Genomic DNA, 14,167 nt, shown 5'->3' with positions numbered 1-14,167 from the left:
GCACGCACACACGCGTACAGCTCATTAATCTAGCACATCTCAGTCATGCGTGACGAGCGACTGCCCTGTCCAGGACGCCGGCTTCTCAATGTCCACAAGGTCGAGCAGCGTCGGCGCCACGTCGCACAGGCGCCCCTGAACGTCGTCACGCACGTGAACGCCGTCGGCCACAACGATGAACGGCACGCGAGCGAGCGTGTGCGTCGTCACGGGGTGGCGCTCCCCCGCCTCGTCGACCGTGAACATGCAGTCGCAGTTGCCGTGGTCCGCCGTGACGAGCGCGACGCCGCCCCGCTCGCGCACGGCTCGCACGATGCGCCCCATGCCGTCGTCCGTCGCCTCCACGGCCTTGATGGCGGCCTCGAGGTTGCCCGTGTGGCCCACCATGTCGGGGTTGGCGAAGTTGACGATGTACACGTCAGCGACGCCGTCCTCGATGGCGGCCAGCAGGCCCTCAGCGACCTGCGGCTCGCTCATCTGAGGCTGCAAGTCGTACGTCGCGACCTTCGGCGAGTCCACCAGCGCGCGCGTCTCCCCGCTGTGCGGAGCCTCGACGCCGCCGTTTATGAAGAACGTCACGTGCGCGTACTTCTCCGTCTCGGCAGTATGGAACTGGCGCAGACCGTGCTCGGCGAGCACATCCGCGAGCGTGTCACTGACGACGCCCTCGGGGAACGCCACCTTGACGGGCAGCGTCGGGTCGTACTCCGTCAGCGTCACGACATCGACCTTCGGGAAGCGGGCGCGCTCGAAACCGTCAAACGTCGGGTCGACGAGCGTGCGCGTCAGCTGGCGAGCCCGGTCGGGACGGAAGTTGAAGAACACGACGCCATCGCCGTCGGCCATGCCTCCGGGCTCGCAGGGAAACGGCACAACGAACTCGTCGGTGACGCCCGCGTCGTACGACGCCTGCACGCCGGCAATCGGCATCTGCTCGGGCGCGCCGGAGCCAAGCACGATGGCGTCCCACGCGCGCTTCACGCGATCCCAGCGTTTGTCGCGATCCATGGCGTAATAGCGGCCTGAGACGCTGCCGATGCGCACGTCGTTGCCCGTCTGCTCCGAGGCGTTGGCGCAGTGGGCTGCGAGCTCGCGCACGCTGTCGATGCCTGTGCCCGGGGCGACGTCACGCCCATCGAGGAACGCGTGGACGCGCACGCGGCGCACGCCACGGGCGCACGCCATGTCGATGAGGCGCAGGCAGTGGCGCATCTCTGAGTGAACGCCGCCCGGAGACATGAGGCCCATGAGGTGCAACGTCGCACCCGACTTCGCCACGGCGTCCATGGCGGGGCCCAGCACGGGGTTCTCGAGCAGCGAACCGTCGTCGATAGCGTCGTTTATGCGCACGAGCGCCTGGCGCACGACGCGGCCGGCGCCGAGGTTGAGGTGGCCGACCTCCGAGTTGCCCATCTGGCCCTCGGGAAGCCCGACGTCGGGCCCCGACGCGCCGAGCGTCGTGTGTGGGTATGACGCCCACAGCTCGTCGATGTTCGGCGTGTTGGCAAGCGAGACGGCGTTGCTGGGGCCGGGCTCCGCCCACCCCAGGCCGTCCATGATGACGAGCAGGGCAGGAAAGTTACGCATCGGCGCCCAGCACTCCCCTCACGATGTCGACGAACGCTTCCGCGTCCAGCGAGGCGCCCCCAACAAGGACGCCGTCCACGTCGGGCTGCGCCGTGAAGGCGGCGACGTTGCCGGCCTTGACCGAACCACCGTACAGCACGCGCGAAGCCCGCGCGACGCCGAGCCCGTACAGCGCGCCGATAGTCTCACGCACGGCAGACGCCACGGCCTGGGCGTGCTCTGGCGTCGGGACCTGGCCGCTGCCGATGGCCCACACGGGCTCGTATCCCACAACGAGGCCGCCGATGCCAAGCGGCGAAGGGACACCGGCAAGGCTGGCGCGCAGCTGGGACGCGACGAAGTCGACGGTGCCGCCAGCGTCGTACACGTCGCGCGACTCGCCGACGCACACGAGCGGCGTCACGCCCGCGGCGACGAGGGCGGCCGCCTTGCGGGCGACGACGTCGTCCGTCTCGCCAAAGTACGCACGGCGCTCGGAGTGGCCGACGATGCAGTACGAGCAGTCGAGGTCCTTGAGCATGGGGATGGATATGGCCCCCGTGTATGCGCCCTCAGGCTCCCAGTAGCAGTCCTGCGCGCCGACCTTTGCCCACGAGGAGTCAAACGCGATGACGTTGCTCACGCCGCGCAGCACCGTGAACGGCGGACACATCACGACGTCGACGGAACGGCGCCACGACCGATCCAGTCGGTCGACGACGCCCTGGGCCAGCTGCACGCCCTCCGAGTACGTTTTGTTCATCTTCCAGTTGGCCACGACGAGCGCGCGACGCCCGGCATCGGCCTGTTGCGGGCGAGCGCTACCGAACAGCATCGGGGATCGCCTCCACACCCGGCAGGGACGCGCCCTCGACGAGCTTCATGGACGCGCCACCTCCCGTCGAAACGAACGTCACGCCCTCCTCCAGGCCGAACTGCTTGACGGCCGCCACGGAGTCGCCACCACCGACGATGCTTGCGCACGCCGCGTTTGCGGCGATCGCCTCGCCGACGCCGCGCGTGCCCGCCTCGAAGGCCGGCATCTCGAACACGCCCATGGGGCCGTTCCAGAACACGGTGCGCGCCGCTGCGATGCGATCGGCGTACAGGCGGATGCTCTCGGGCCCGATGTCGAGACCCATGCGGTCAGCAGGCATGGCGTCGGCGCTCACGACGCACGTGTCAGCGTCGGCGGCAAAGCGGTCAGCCGCGACGTAGTCGACAGGTAGCACGAGCTCACAGCCCTTGGCGCGGGCCTTATCAAGCATGGCGCCGGCGCGCTCGACCCAGTCGGGCTCGACGAGCGACGTGCCGATGTCCTTTCCCTGGGCGCGCATGAACGTGAAGCACATGCCGCCGCCAATGAGCAGCGTGTCCACGACGTCGATGAGGTGATCGATGACGCCGATCTTGTCCGAGACCTTCGAGCCTCCGAGCACGGCGACGAACGGTCGCTGCGGCTCCTCGAGCATCCCGGTGATCGTGTCGACCTCGCGCGCCAGCAGAAGACCGGCGTAGGAGGGCAGAAGTGCAGGCACGCCGACGACGGAGGCGTGTGCGCGGTGGGCGACGCCGAACGCGTCGTCGACGTAGATGTCGGCAAGCGAGGCGAGCTCGGCGGCGAACTCCGGGTCGTTCTTCTTCTCGCGCGCGTCGAAGCGCAGGTTCTCGAGCACCAGGATCTGCCCGGGAGCGAGCTCGGCGGCAGCCCGCTGGACAACCGGGCCCGTCGAGGCGCCCACGAGGATAATCGGGGCGCTCGTCAGCTCTCCGAGACGCTCGACAACCGGGGCCATCGAGAACTCGGCCTCGAAGCCCTCGCCCTTCGGGCGGCCGAGGTGACTCATGAGGATGACGCGTGCGCCGCGCTCGACGAGCAGCTCGATCGTGGGGAGAGCAGCGCGGATGCGCGTGTCGTCCGTCACGACGCCGTCATGCACGGGCACGTTGAAGTCGACGCGGACGAGCACGCGCTTGCCTGCGACGTCTGCATCAACAACGCTTCGCTTGCGCGACATGGAATGTTCCTTTCGTCTGAGGGCGGAAGCTGCGCGGCATCCACCCGCTATCTACTGTTCCTGAGAAACACCGAACGAGCGCGCACGATAGGACGCGTCTGTGCCGGCCGTGTAGAGGACGCGGCCGCTCGACAGCTCGATGACGTCTTTGAACAGCGCCCAGAACGGGCCCGGGCCGATCCGATCCGTGTGAAAGTGGCCGTGCATCCAGCGCCCGAATGTCAGACGCTGCTCGAGCGAGGAGAGCCACTCCTCCGTGCTCGTGTCGACCGTGCTCTGGCGCACGCGAGCGAGAAACGCCTCCGTGGGGCGTTGCTCGATGGGGCACGTGTGCGAGAACACGTAGTCGACGCGCCAACCCGCCCGCTCGCACGCCTGCTCGACGGCACGCTTCTCCTCGGGGCCGGGCTGCTCGTCGGCAAACCAGCGGCGGCCGTCGGCAAGGCGCCAGTCCTTGTCGACGGAATAAGCGCCGCCCGCTACGAGGCAGGACGCGCCCTCGAGGTCAAAAAGGGAGCCGTCCTTGGCAAACAATAGGTTGGGATAGGCGTCCTCAACGTAGACAGAGCCACCGTGCCAGGGACGCTCGACGTAGCCCGACAGCGTGGCCGGGCGCATCTCGTGATTGCCGTGCACGCACAACATCGTGATCGGCATGTGGGCGATGCGCTCTTTGATCTTGACGTCGGCGTCGTCGCCCCAGAAGTTGATGCACGCGTCACCCAGGACGACGAGCACGTCGTCGCGCGTCGTGCCCTGGTACGAGCAGAAGCGCTCGAGGCGCCCGAAATACCCGTGAACGTCTCCGGTCACAAACACCATCGGCTGCGATTGCCCTTTCGCGTCAGGGCGCGCCGGGGTCTTTCGTCCCGGGCGCGCCCTCAGTCGTCATCCACTGATGCGGGATGGCCTACCGCGCGACGACCTTCGCGAGGTCGAGCAGGCGGCAGGAGTAGCCCATCTCGTTATCATACCAGGAAAGTACCTTTACCAGCGTGCCCTGACCACCCAAAACCATCGTGCAGCCAGCGTCGAACACGCTCGAAGCCGTCTCTCCGATGATGTCGCTCGAGACAAGCGGCTCCTCGGAGTAGGCAAGAATACCCTTGAGCGGGCCCTGCGCCGCCTCGCGCATCGCAGCGTTGACCTCCTCGGCGCTGACGGGGCGCGACAGCTCGGCCGTCAGGTCGACCATGGAGCCGTCAGGCACCGGCACGCGCGCCGACATGCCGTCGAGCTTGCCGGCGAGCTCGGGAATGACGATGCCAACGCAGCGGGCCGCGCCCGTCGTCGTCGGGATGATGGAGCAGGCACCGGCGCGAGCGCGACGCAGGTCCTTGTGCGAGTTGTCCAGAACGCGCTGGTCGCACGTGTAAGCGTGCACGGTCGTCATCATGCCGCGCTCGACGCCGAACGCATCGACGAGCACCTTGGCGACAGGCGCAAGACAGTTCGTCGTGCAGGAGGCGTTGGAGACAACGTCCATCGTTGCCGGATCGTACTGGTCATCGTTAACGCCGACGACGAACGTGCCGTCGATCTCGCCCTTCGCCGGGGCAGACAGCACGACCTTGCGCGCGCCGCCCTCGATGTGACGCATAAGCGAGGGCTTGTCGCGGAACTTGCCTGTGCACTCGAGCACGACGTCGACGCCGAGCTCGCCCCACGGCAGCAGCGGGATGCCCTTGGGATCGCGCGCCGAGAGGCCCTTGATGCGCTTCGAGCCGTCGACGATGAGGTCGATGCCGTCCGTCGCAATGTCATGGGTGCACTTGCCGTGCACAGAGTCGCGGCGCAGCAGGTGGGACATGCAGTCGATCTTGCCGAGGTCGTTGACGGCGACGACCTCGATCTCGGGATCGTCCAGGGCGGCGCGCAGCGCAAGGCGGCCGATGCGTCCGAACCCGTTGATGCCGATCCTGACAGTCATGCGCTTCCTCCTTCGTGGGGTCCCGGCGGGACCGAGTCTTAGAGCAGGGATGTGGTCACGCTGTCGCCAGCCTAGCGCAAGGAGTCATGCACATCGCGTGGAGTTCCGCGAGCTGCACAGACCACCTGGCCTGGCGGCAGCGAAGCGGCACCGCAGCACCACGTCGCTGGCCAGGCGGCAAGCGAAGCAGTGCCGCAAGAAACTGCACCGTTAGCAGGCGTCACAGTGCCCCAGATGCAAGGCGCCCGGCGGTGAAGCGTATTGGACATACGTGAGCCCCTGGGGAACGCAGCAGATGGGGTGCCACAGCCCCGGCCGGCACTTCACTTGGCATCCAGCTCGGCAGCAATCTCCTCCAGCCTTCGCACCCGGTGGTACACGGCTGACTTTGACAGGGGCGGGTCGGCGATCTCGCCGAGCTCCCGCAGCGACAACAGCGGGTTTGCCAGGCGCAGCTCGCAAAACGAGCGCAGCGCGGGCGGGAGCTTGCCGAGGCCGAGTTTGGCATCGATGAGCTCGATGAGGTCCGTTTGGGAGCCCGCGGCGTCCGTCGCCTTCTTCTGGTTGGCGATCTCGGCGTTGACGATGCGGTTGGCGTCGTTGCGCAGCGACTTGACGACGCGCGCGTCCTCGATGGCGAGCGCCGACGACGGTGCGCCGACGAGCACGAGGAACGACAGGATGTCCGACGCGTTCTTGAGGTAGATGACGAACGACGAGCGTCGCCTGCTCACGTGGGCGTTCACGTCGAAGCGCGCGAGCATGTCCGCAAGGCCCGTCGCGAATGCGTCGCCCTGCGCCACCATCTCGAAGTGCGCGTCACCGTGGGGGTCGGATATGAAGCCGCCGCCCATGAACGCGCCGCGCAGGTAGGCCTTCGCCCAAGCGGGCCGACTCACAAGCTCGGGGGCGATGGCGCGCGCCAGGCCGAGCTCGGGCGTCAGCACACCCATGCGCACGAGCGCCTTGGGAAGCTGCGGCTGGTCGGGCACGACGATGAGGTAGTTGCGCGTCTTGTGCAAAACGCTGCGCCGCACGGTGAGCTCCGTCGTGAGGCCGTACGTGCGACGCATGAGCTTAATGGCCGTACGTGCCACCGACCCGGTCTCCGTGGCCATGGACAGGCGATACCTCCGCTTGCTGCCCGACCCAAACACCGAAAGCGTGCCGCACACGCGCACCATCGCAGCGAGCTCGGCAAGGCTGCAGACGGGATCGGCGTCCTCGCAGCGCGAGAGCTCGTCTTTTACCTCGGCCGTGAATGACACGTTTCCAGCACCCCCCGCAGCACGCCGGCCAGCTTGTCGAGGTTGTGCCACGTGGGATATTCGCCTCCGGCGAACTCGCGCACGATGACGGTGGGCACGCGGCGCTCGATGGCGCGGATCATGTCGTCGGTGAGCTGCACGGGGCGGAAGTACCAGTCGGGGTCGGGGTCGTTCGTCACGTTGGGCGACAGCCCCTGCGCACGCCGGCGCGCGTCATCGCTGACCTGCTGCTTCGTGAGGGCCTGGAAGCTGCGCGTCGGCACGCCCATGTCACGAGGCACCGGGCGGTGGATGAGCGCGACGTCGACGGCGCCTTCGAGGCCGTGCGACAACAGCGCGTCGACGTGCTCCTCGGCCGTGAGCCCCCACGTCTCCCCCTGCATGTCGGCCGTCGAGCACACGAACACGCGCGTGGCGCTCGTAGCCCGCAGCGCGTCGCGGATGCCGCCGACGAGTACGTTGGGCAAAATGGATGTAAACAGCGACCCCGGGCCGAGCACTACGATGTCCGCCTGCAGGATAGCATCGACAGCTGGGGCGTATGCCTGCGGGTCGCGCGGGGAAAGCCACACGTTCGACAGGGCGCACGGACCCGTGCCCAGAGACGCCTGGCCGCGAAACTCCATGCCGTCGCGCGTCATGCCGCACAGCACGACGTCGTCCAGCGTCGAGGGCAGCACGGCGCCGTGGCAGCCGAGAAGCTCGGAGCACACGTCGACCGCCTGCATGAACGAGCCCGTCTCAGCCGTGAGTGCCGTGATGAGCAGGTTACCGAGCGTGTGGTTATCTGCGTAGGGGAAGCGGTGCTCGAACGCCCGCGCCAGCACGGCGCGCGAGTCGTCCGCCATCGCGACGAGGCACTTGCGGATGTCACCGGGCGGCACGATGCCCGCCTTGGCGCGCAGGATGCCCGTCGAGCCACCGTCGTCGACCATGGACACGACGGCGGTCACGTAGCAGTCGAGCATGCGCAGCGCGCGGATGGAGTTGGGCTGGCCCGTCCCGCCGCCGATGCACACGGCGCGAATCTGGTCAGGGCGCGGGTCGGGCACCGGCGTCAGCGGCAGAGCAGATGCGATGTCCGTCGCGCCGGCAGCGCCTGCGTCCCCAAGGCCGCAGGCGTCAAGCAGAGACTCGGCGTCGCTCATGACTGGGCACCCCCCTGGGCGGAGCGCGCCACGTCGCGGTGCGAGCACGACACGCGATAGCCCTTGCTCGCGAGATAGGCGCCCGTCGCCTCGGCAAGCGTGACGCTGCGGTGCTGACCGCCTGTGCAGCCTATCGCGATGGAGAGGTGCTGCTTGCCCTCAGAGACGTAGCCGGGCATGACGACGTCGAGCAGCGTGTGCCAGGCCTCGAGGAACGCCTTCGTCTCCGGGCTGTTGAGCACGTAGTCGCGCACTGGGGCGTCAAAGCCCGTCAGCTCGCGCATGGTGGGGTCGTAGAACGGGTTGGGCAGGAAGCGCACGTCAATGACGAGGTCGGCATCGAGCGGCAGGCCGTACTTGAAGCCGAACGACGACACTGCCACGTTCATGCCCTGTTGGGCCGGCGTGCCGGAGAACTCCTTGGCGATGCGGGCACGCAGGTCGCGGGCGCGCATGGTCGACGTGTCGACGACGACATTCGCCAGTTCGCGGATAGAGCTCAGGCGCTGGCGCTCCGCAGCGATGGCCTGGCTCACCGTCATGCCGCCGCGCGCGAGCGGGTGGCGACGGCGCAGCGAGCTGTAGCGGTTGCGCAGAGCGTCGTCGTCCGCGTCGAGGAAGAGCACTTGGCACGACACGCCGCGCTCCGTAATCTTCCTCAGCTCGGAGCTCAGCGTCGAGAAGAACTCCTGCGAGCGCACGTCGCACACGACGGCCAGGTGGCGCCCCGTGCCATTCGGCAGGCCGATGAGCTCGGACAGCGGCACGAGCATGGACGGCGGTAGGTTGTCGATGCAGTAGTACCCCAGGTCCTCCATGGCATGCAGGGCCTCCGTGCGGCCGGCGCCCGACATGCCCGTGATGACAACGACCTCCGGCCCCAGCAGCGGGCACGCGTCCGCCGGGGTCGCGTCAGCCGGCCGTCCGCCCGTCTCGATGTGCTCGCCCATGCGCGTCTCCTCCCCTACTGGATGATAGTGCAGCCCTCGTCGACGAGGGCGCTCTCTCCGGGCACGAGCTGCAGGCAACCCGTCGCGTCGACCGCCGTCAGGCGAGCGTTGCCCGTGGCGTTAAGCTGCGTCAGGCCCGGCGCCGTGCTCACGACAAGCGCGTCGAGATCGTTGTTCGAGACGTCGAGACTCGCAAGGCCGCCCGCAGAGCTCACGTCGACAGACGTCAGGCCGCAGCCGGACAGGCTCAAGCTCTGCAGCTGCGTCAGGCCCTGCGCCGAGAAGCTTCCGAGCTGCAGCCCGTTGCACACGAGCGTCCTCAACGACGTCAGGGCTGGCAGACCAGCAAGGTTCGTCGTGCCCGTCCCGGACAGGTCGAGTGACGTAAGAGCGCTGACCTCTGAACCCGTGAGCATGTCGTCGCCGTCGGGGTTGTTCGTCGATGAGAACACGACGCCGCGCAGCGCAGGATCGGGCAGCGCGCCCGCCGTGCGCGTCAAGGCACCCGTGACGCTCACATTCTCGCCGATGTGCAGCGTGGACAGCGTGGCGGCGCACGGCGTCACGTCGAGCGACGAGAGGTGCGACGCCGTGGCGGACAGGTTCGTGAGGTGCGGCGTTGCCGACAGGTCGAGCGAGGAGACAGCCGTGTTCGTGATGTCGAGCACGTAGAGCCACTCTAGGCCCTCCAGGTCGAGGGTCGAAAGCTGGGAGTCCTTCGCGACGAGCGAGTTGAGCATCGCAGGGAGCTGCGAGCCCGAGACGCTCGTCACGGCGCACCCCGAGATGTCGAGCGTCGTGAGCGACGGCAGCCACGTCAGGCCGGTGAGGTCGGCCGTCGACGCATCACTGACTTGTAGCGATGCGGCGGAGGAGCGCTCGCGGTCCGACAGGGCGCCGTCGCCGTCGCTGTCGAGGACAGCCAGGCTCGCGCGCAGGCCCGCATCGGGGAAGAAGCCCTCGGCTATCGGGATGATGAGAGACAGGCCGGGGTCGGCGCTGACGGACGTGACGAGGCCGTTCTTCGACAGGTCGAGACGGGCGAGGCCGTTGCCCGTGCACGCCAGCGAGCGAAGCTGCCCGCACGCGGACAGGTCGAGCGCCGTCAGCGCGTTGTCGCTGACATCAAGCGAGCTCAGGTTGCCCAGGTTGGTGAGCGTGACAGACGTCAGCCGGTTGTCGGAGAGGTTGGCGCTCGTCAGCGCCGCGTTGGACGAGAGGTCGGCGTCCGTCAGGTTGTTGCGCGAGGCGTCGAGCGTCGTGAGCGCCGTCAGCGTCGAGATGCCGCGCAGCGAGCCGATGCTTCGGGAAGAGCAGTCAAGCGATGTGATGGAGGCGACCTCGTCGGCATTGAGCGCGTCGTCGTCGTCGGCGTCATACGTCTTGACGACGGCGCGCAGAGCTGCGTCGGGGAACGTCGAGGGGGTGATGGGAACGCCGTGGCCCGGCGCCTCCATGCTGCGCACGACGAGCAGGGCGACGAGCGAGAACGCCACGAGGGCGAGCGCGATGACGACGACGATCAGGACGCGACCGCCGACGCGCGGCGGCGTCTCAGGCTGCACAGCCGCCATGGCGGGCTGTGCGGGATAGCCGAGCTCGGGGCGCACCTCACGCGCCGCACCACCGAACATCGGCGGCATAAGGACGAGCGGGCTGCCGCACGAGGGGCAGCCCGCCTGGGAACGCTTGACCTTGGCACCGCATGAGGGGCATCGCATGGCTCTCATCAGCCTTTCTCGCGGGATCATGCCGCGCGCCGGCCGCGCGGGCCGAGCGCTGGCGTCCCCCTAGTCTAGCGCCCAGGCGCACACTTGTCCGCCCTCACCCGGGCCCCGCTATCCCATCCCCACGACCTCGGAGGCGTCCTGCGCCCCGTCACCTGCGCCCCCGTCCGCCAGTCCGGCCGCGCGGGCCACCTGCTCGCGGGAGTCCTCCCACGCCCGCAGCGTCTCGAACACCTCGCGCGCGACCTCGGCGGGAACGCCCGGCGTCGCCGCGATGTCGGCGGCGCTCGCTTCGCGCAGGCGCTTTATCGACCCGAAGCGCTTCATGAGCGCACGCTTGCGCTTCGCGCCCACGCCGGGGATCTCGTCGAGCACGCTCACGGTCATGGCCTTGCCGCGCAGCTCGCGATGGAACGTGATGGCGAAGCGGTGGGCCTCGTCGCGCACCTGCTTGACGAGGTAGAGCGAGGGAGATCCGCTCGGCAGCACGACGGGCGTGTCATCCCACGGCACAAACAGCTCCTCGTCGCTCTTCGCCAGGCCAGCCATGGGGATGTCGAGGCCCAGCTCTCCCAGCTGCTGCATGGCGGCTGAGAGCTGGGGCTTGCCGCCGTCGAGTATCAGCAGGTCGGGACGGGAGCCAAACCGCTCGTCAGCCATGCGCTCCGGGGCGTAGCGACGCCCGAGCGCCTCTTGCATGCACAGGAAGTCGTTCGCCTCGCCCGTATCCACGTGCATCTTGAATCGCCGATACTGGGACGTGTCGGGCTTGCCCGCCGTGAACACGACCATGGACGCCACCGTGAAGCGGCCGTGGATCGTCGAGATGTCGAAACACTCGATGCGCATAGGCGGCGCCGGCAAGGCAAGAGCGCTCTCGAGCTGTAGCAGCGCGTCGTTCGTACGGCGGTCCTCGTAGCTCGTGCGCACCATGAAGCGCGTGAGCGTGTGGCGGGCGTTCTGCTCGGCGAGCTCGAGCAGGTGGCGCTTCTCGCCGCGCTGCGGCACGCGCACGGACACCTTGCGGCCGTGACGCTCGGAAAGCCAGCTCGCGAGGACGTCGGCGTCGGACAGCTCCACGGAGAGATCGACCTCGTCGGGCACGTCGGCGCCGCTAGCGTAGTAGCGCTTGAGGAAGCCGGCGGCCAGCTCCTCCTCGGAGACGTCTTTGCCCTTGTCGAGCACGAACTCGCAGCTGCGCTGCGTGCGGCCCTCGCGCACGGCCAGCACGTGGGCGCCGGCGATCGTCTCCTCTCGATAGAAGCCGATGACGTCCATGTCGATGGGCGAGGGAAACACGACCTGCTGGCGCTCCCCCACCCGCTTGAGCGTCGCGAGCTTGTCGCGGCAGCGCGCCGCCTTCTCGAAGTTGAGCTCGGCGGCGGCCTCGTGCATCTCGTCGGTGATGTGCTGCGCGAACTCGCCGCGCCGCCCCGCGAGGAAGCGCTCGACAGCGCGCACGTTCGCCCGGTATGTCACCGGCGTGATGTCGCCCGAACACGCGCCCGGGCCCAGCCCGACGCTCGCGTCAAAGCAGGCGCGGCCCTTGCCAGATAGCACGGCGCGGGCAACGGGATCGTCGTCTGAGGCCTTGGCGAGCGCCCGGGTGATGCGGCGCCACTCCGGGCACGTCGCCGAGCACATCGGCACGACCTTGCGGGCGAGGTCGATGGTCTCGCGAGCCGCGCGGGCGTTCGTGTACGGGCCGAAATAGCGCGTGCCCGCCTTGTGCTTCTCGCGCGTGAACTTGATGGCCGGGAACAGGTCGCTCTCGGTGATGGCGATGTAGGGGTAGCTCTTGTCGTCGCGGAAGTCGACGTTGAACGGGGGGTCGTACTGGCGGATGAGGTTCATCTCCAGCACGAGCGCCTCGTGCTCGCTGTTGACGACGAGGTACTCGAAGCTCCGCACCTGCTCCATGAGCAGGGGGATCTTCACGCGCTCGTCCTGCAGCGTCACGTACTGGCGCATGCGTGCGCGCAGGTTCTTTGCCTTGCCAACGTAGAGCACCTTGCCGGCGGCGTCCTTCCACAGGTAGCAGCCAGGGTCCGTCGGCACAAGCGCGACCTGCTGCGCGAGCGAGAGGCGCGAGGGGTCGGCCTGGGCGTCGGCCGGCAGCTCGTCGGAGGGCGCGCCGATGCGCTGCTCCGGCTCCATTACGCCTGCCCGCCGGCGGCGTCGCCCTTCTGGACGTCCCACACGTACCGCTTGAACTTGCGGATCTGGTTGGCGTACATCAGGCGCGCCCAGAAGTTGTGGGACGCGGTGTCCTCGCGATAGAACAGCGGGTTGTGCGCCTTGCCGGCGTCGAACAAGCTGCGGGCTTTGCGGCGCAGATCGGGGTCGGCCACCGTGCGCGACACGACGACGCGCGGCACGACGGAGTACAGCCCCTCGTCGCACGCGACGCGCTGGGGGATCTCGCGGTGCAGCACGTAGTCCTCCACAAGCAGCGTCACGAAGTTCACGCCGCCGATCGTCATGTAGAACGAGTTGCGGCCCGGGCGCGTGTTCACCTCGAAGAACCGATAGCTGCCGTCACGGGAGTCGTACTTGACGTCGAAGTTTGAGAAGCCGTGGTAGCCGACGTGCTTGAGGAAGCGGGCCGCCTGACCGGCGATCTCGTCGTTGCGCTCCATCATGATGCACACGGGGTTGCCGATGGCGGTGGGCATGTGGTCCTCGAGCAGGACATGGCCTGTCGACCACACGCGGACGTCGCCGTCGGCGTCGGAAAAGCATGTGATCGTGCGCAGCGCGTCGTCGGAGCCCGGCACGCGATCCTGCACGATGAGCTCGCGGTCGTAGCACGAGCGCTGCAGGTTGCCGTAGAGCTCGGACAGCTCTGCCGCCGTGTCGATCGTGTAGACCTTCTTCTTGTTCGGGATGTCGGCGTAGTGGTAGCGCGCCGAATTGGAAGGCTTAGCGATGACGGGGAACGGCAGCTCGTCGAGAGGCAGCGTCGCGCTCTGGTCGGCGCAGTCGAACGCCCACGTCTTGGGATACGGGATGGAGAGCTCCTCGCAGATGCGGTAGAACTCCTCCTTCTGCGTGATGCGGTCGAGCAGGTCGAAGTCGATATAAGGGACGACGAACCACTCGGAGAGCTCCTCCTTGTGCTGAGAGAGCGTGCGGGCATACCAGTCGCCCGTGCCCAACACCAGCGGCACCTTACCGGCGGCCGTCAGCTCCTTGCCGAGCGAGCGCAGGGCGTCGAGCGCCACGGCGTCTTGGTCGACGTTGGGGACGATGCGCAGCTCGGCGAAGCGGCTGTGCGAGATGATCTTGGCGTCGAAGCCCGCCAGCACGATGGAGCGGATGCCGTAGGCCGCGTTGAAGCAGCGCACGCAGCTGTACGTCAGGATGTCGCCGCCGAGCAGCACGGGCTGCAGGCGCTCGCGGACGTCGGCCTCGCTGGTGATGAGCCTCTCGGGGTGTGCCATGGGCAAGATCTCCTGTTCGTGCGGACATGTTCGCAGCCATGATGACACATTGGGCCTCCCTCACGCCCGCCATCCGCCGCATGCGTCCAAAGCCCACCGGAGCCTGCCGTCCGTTTG

The 14,167-nt window shown here is 68.1% G+C and carries 11 protein-coding genes; all 11 read right to left on the bottom strand.

All coding sequences use genetic code 11. The features are described from left to right. Positions 1-39 precede the first annotated feature (39 nt). The gene (gpmI, locus tag KHZ24_10765; GenBank protein ID MBS5451669.1) at positions 40-1,587 is read right to left on the bottom strand and encodes a 2,3-bisphosphoglycerate-independent phosphoglycerate mutase; all 1,548 of its coding nucleotides are present in this window, start codon (positions 1,585-1,587) and stop codon (positions 40-42) included. Beyond that, the gene (tpiA, locus tag KHZ24_10760; protein ID MBS5451668.1) at positions 1,580-2,401 is read right to left on the bottom strand and encodes a triose-phosphate isomerase; all 822 of its coding nucleotides are present in this window, start codon (positions 2,399-2,401) and stop codon (positions 1,580-1,582) included. The genes gpmI and tpiA overlap by 8 nt, the downstream gene beginning before the upstream one ends. Beyond that, the gene (locus KHZ24_10755) at positions 2,388-3,584 is read right to left on the bottom strand and encodes a phosphoglycerate kinase (GenBank protein MBS5451667.1); all 1,197 of its coding nucleotides are present in this window, start codon (positions 3,582-3,584) and stop codon (positions 2,388-2,390) included. Before KHZ24_10755 ends, tpiA begins: the two co-directional genes overlap by 14 nt. 51 nt (positions 3,585-3,635) lie before the next feature. Then, positions 3,636-4,406 carry a metallophosphoesterase gene (locus KHZ24_10750; GenBank protein ID MBS5451666.1) on the bottom strand — a complete coding sequence of 257 codons (771 nt, stop codon included), beginning with the start codon at positions 4,404-4,406 and terminating at the stop codon, positions 3,636-3,638. An 88-nt stretch (positions 4,407-4,494) separates the two neighbouring features. After that, positions 4,495-5,514: a type I glyceraldehyde-3-phosphate dehydrogenase gene (gene gap, locus KHZ24_10745; GenBank protein MBS5451665.1), complete on the bottom strand. Its 1,020-nt coding sequence runs from the start codon at positions 5,512-5,514 to the stop codon at positions 4,495-4,497. Between the two features lie 323 nt (positions 5,515-5,837). Then, on the bottom strand, positions 5,838-6,782 hold the full coding sequence (gene whiA, locus KHZ24_10740; GenBank protein ID MBS5451664.1) for a DNA-binding protein WhiA: 945 nt from the start codon (positions 6,780-6,782) through the stop codon (positions 5,838-5,840). Then, positions 6,761-7,930 carry a YvcK family protein gene (locus KHZ24_10735; protein MBS5451663.1) on the bottom strand — a complete coding sequence of 390 codons (1,170 nt, stop codon included), beginning with the start codon at positions 7,928-7,930 and terminating at the stop codon, positions 6,761-6,763. The genes whiA and KHZ24_10735 overlap by 22 nt, the downstream gene beginning before the upstream one ends. After that, entirely contained in the window at positions 7,927-8,880 is a 954-nt protein-coding gene (rapZ, locus tag KHZ24_10730; protein MBS5451662.1) for an RNase adapter RapZ, read from the bottom strand. The genes KHZ24_10735 and rapZ overlap by 4 nt, the downstream gene beginning before the upstream one ends. 14 nt (positions 8,881-8,894) lie before the next feature. Beyond that, positions 8,895-10,601 (bottom strand): hypothetical protein, encoded by a 1,707-nt coding sequence (locus KHZ24_10725; GenBank protein ID MBS5451661.1) that lies wholly within the window; start codon positions 10,599-10,601, stop codon positions 8,895-8,897. Between the two features lie 117 nt (positions 10,602-10,718). Continuing rightward, entirely contained in the window at positions 10,719-12,764 is a 2,046-nt protein-coding gene (gene uvrC / locus KHZ24_10720; GenBank protein MBS5451660.1) for an excinuclease ABC subunit UvrC, read from the bottom strand. Continuing rightward, complete coding sequence (locus tag KHZ24_10715) at positions 12,764-14,050, bottom strand: carboxylate--amine ligase (protein MBS5451659.1); 1,287 nt, start codon at positions 14,048-14,050, stop codon at positions 12,764-12,766. The genes uvrC and KHZ24_10715 overlap by 1 nt, the downstream gene beginning before the upstream one ends. Positions 14,051-14,167 lie beyond the last annotated feature (117 nt).

It is taken from the genome of Coriobacteriia bacterium (assembly GCA_018368455.1).
Taxonomy (GTDB): Bacteria; Actinomycetota; Coriobacteriia; order Coriobacteriales; family UMGS124; genus JAGZEG01.
This window is presented reverse-complemented; position numbering and strand designations above follow the sequence as displayed.

Bases quoted from the DNA above. Each gene is read 5' to 3' on its own strand.
- gpmI (MBS5451669.1), bottom strand. From the start codon at position 1,587: ATGCGTAACTTTCCTGCCCTGCTCGTCATCATGGACGGCCTGGGGTGG.
- tpiA (MBS5451668.1), bottom strand. From the start codon at position 2,401: ATGCTGTTCGGTAGCGCTCGCCCGCAACAGGCCGATGCCGGGCGTCGC.
- KHZ24_10755 (MBS5451667.1), bottom strand. From the start codon at position 3,584: ATGTCGCGCAAGCGAAGCGTTGTTGATGCAGACGTCGCAGGCAAGCGC.
- KHZ24_10750 (MBS5451666.1), bottom strand. From the start codon at position 4,406: ATGGTGTTTGTGACCGGAGACGTTCACGGGTATTTCGGGCGCCTCGAG.
- gap (MBS5451665.1), bottom strand. From the start codon at position 5,514: ATGACTGTCAGGATCGGCATCAACGGGTTCGGACGCATCGGCCGCCTT.
- KHZ24_10735 (MBS5451663.1), bottom strand. From the start codon at position 7,930: ATGAGCGACGCCGAGTCTCTGCTTGACGCCTGCGGCCTTGGGGACGCA.
- rapZ (MBS5451662.1), bottom strand. From the start codon at position 8,880: ATGGGCGAGCACATCGAGACGGGCGGACGGCCGGCTGACGCGACCCCG.
- KHZ24_10725 (MBS5451661.1), bottom strand. From the start codon at position 10,601: ATGCGATGCCCCTCATGCGGTGCCAAGGTCAAGCGTTCCCAGGCGGGC.
- uvrC (MBS5451660.1), bottom strand. From the start codon at position 12,764: ATGGAGCCGGAGCAGCGCATCGGCGCGCCCTCCGACGAGCTGCCGGCC.
- KHZ24_10715 (MBS5451659.1), bottom strand. From the start codon at position 14,050: ATGGCACACCCCGAGAGGCTCATCACCAGCGAGGCCGACGTCCGCGAG.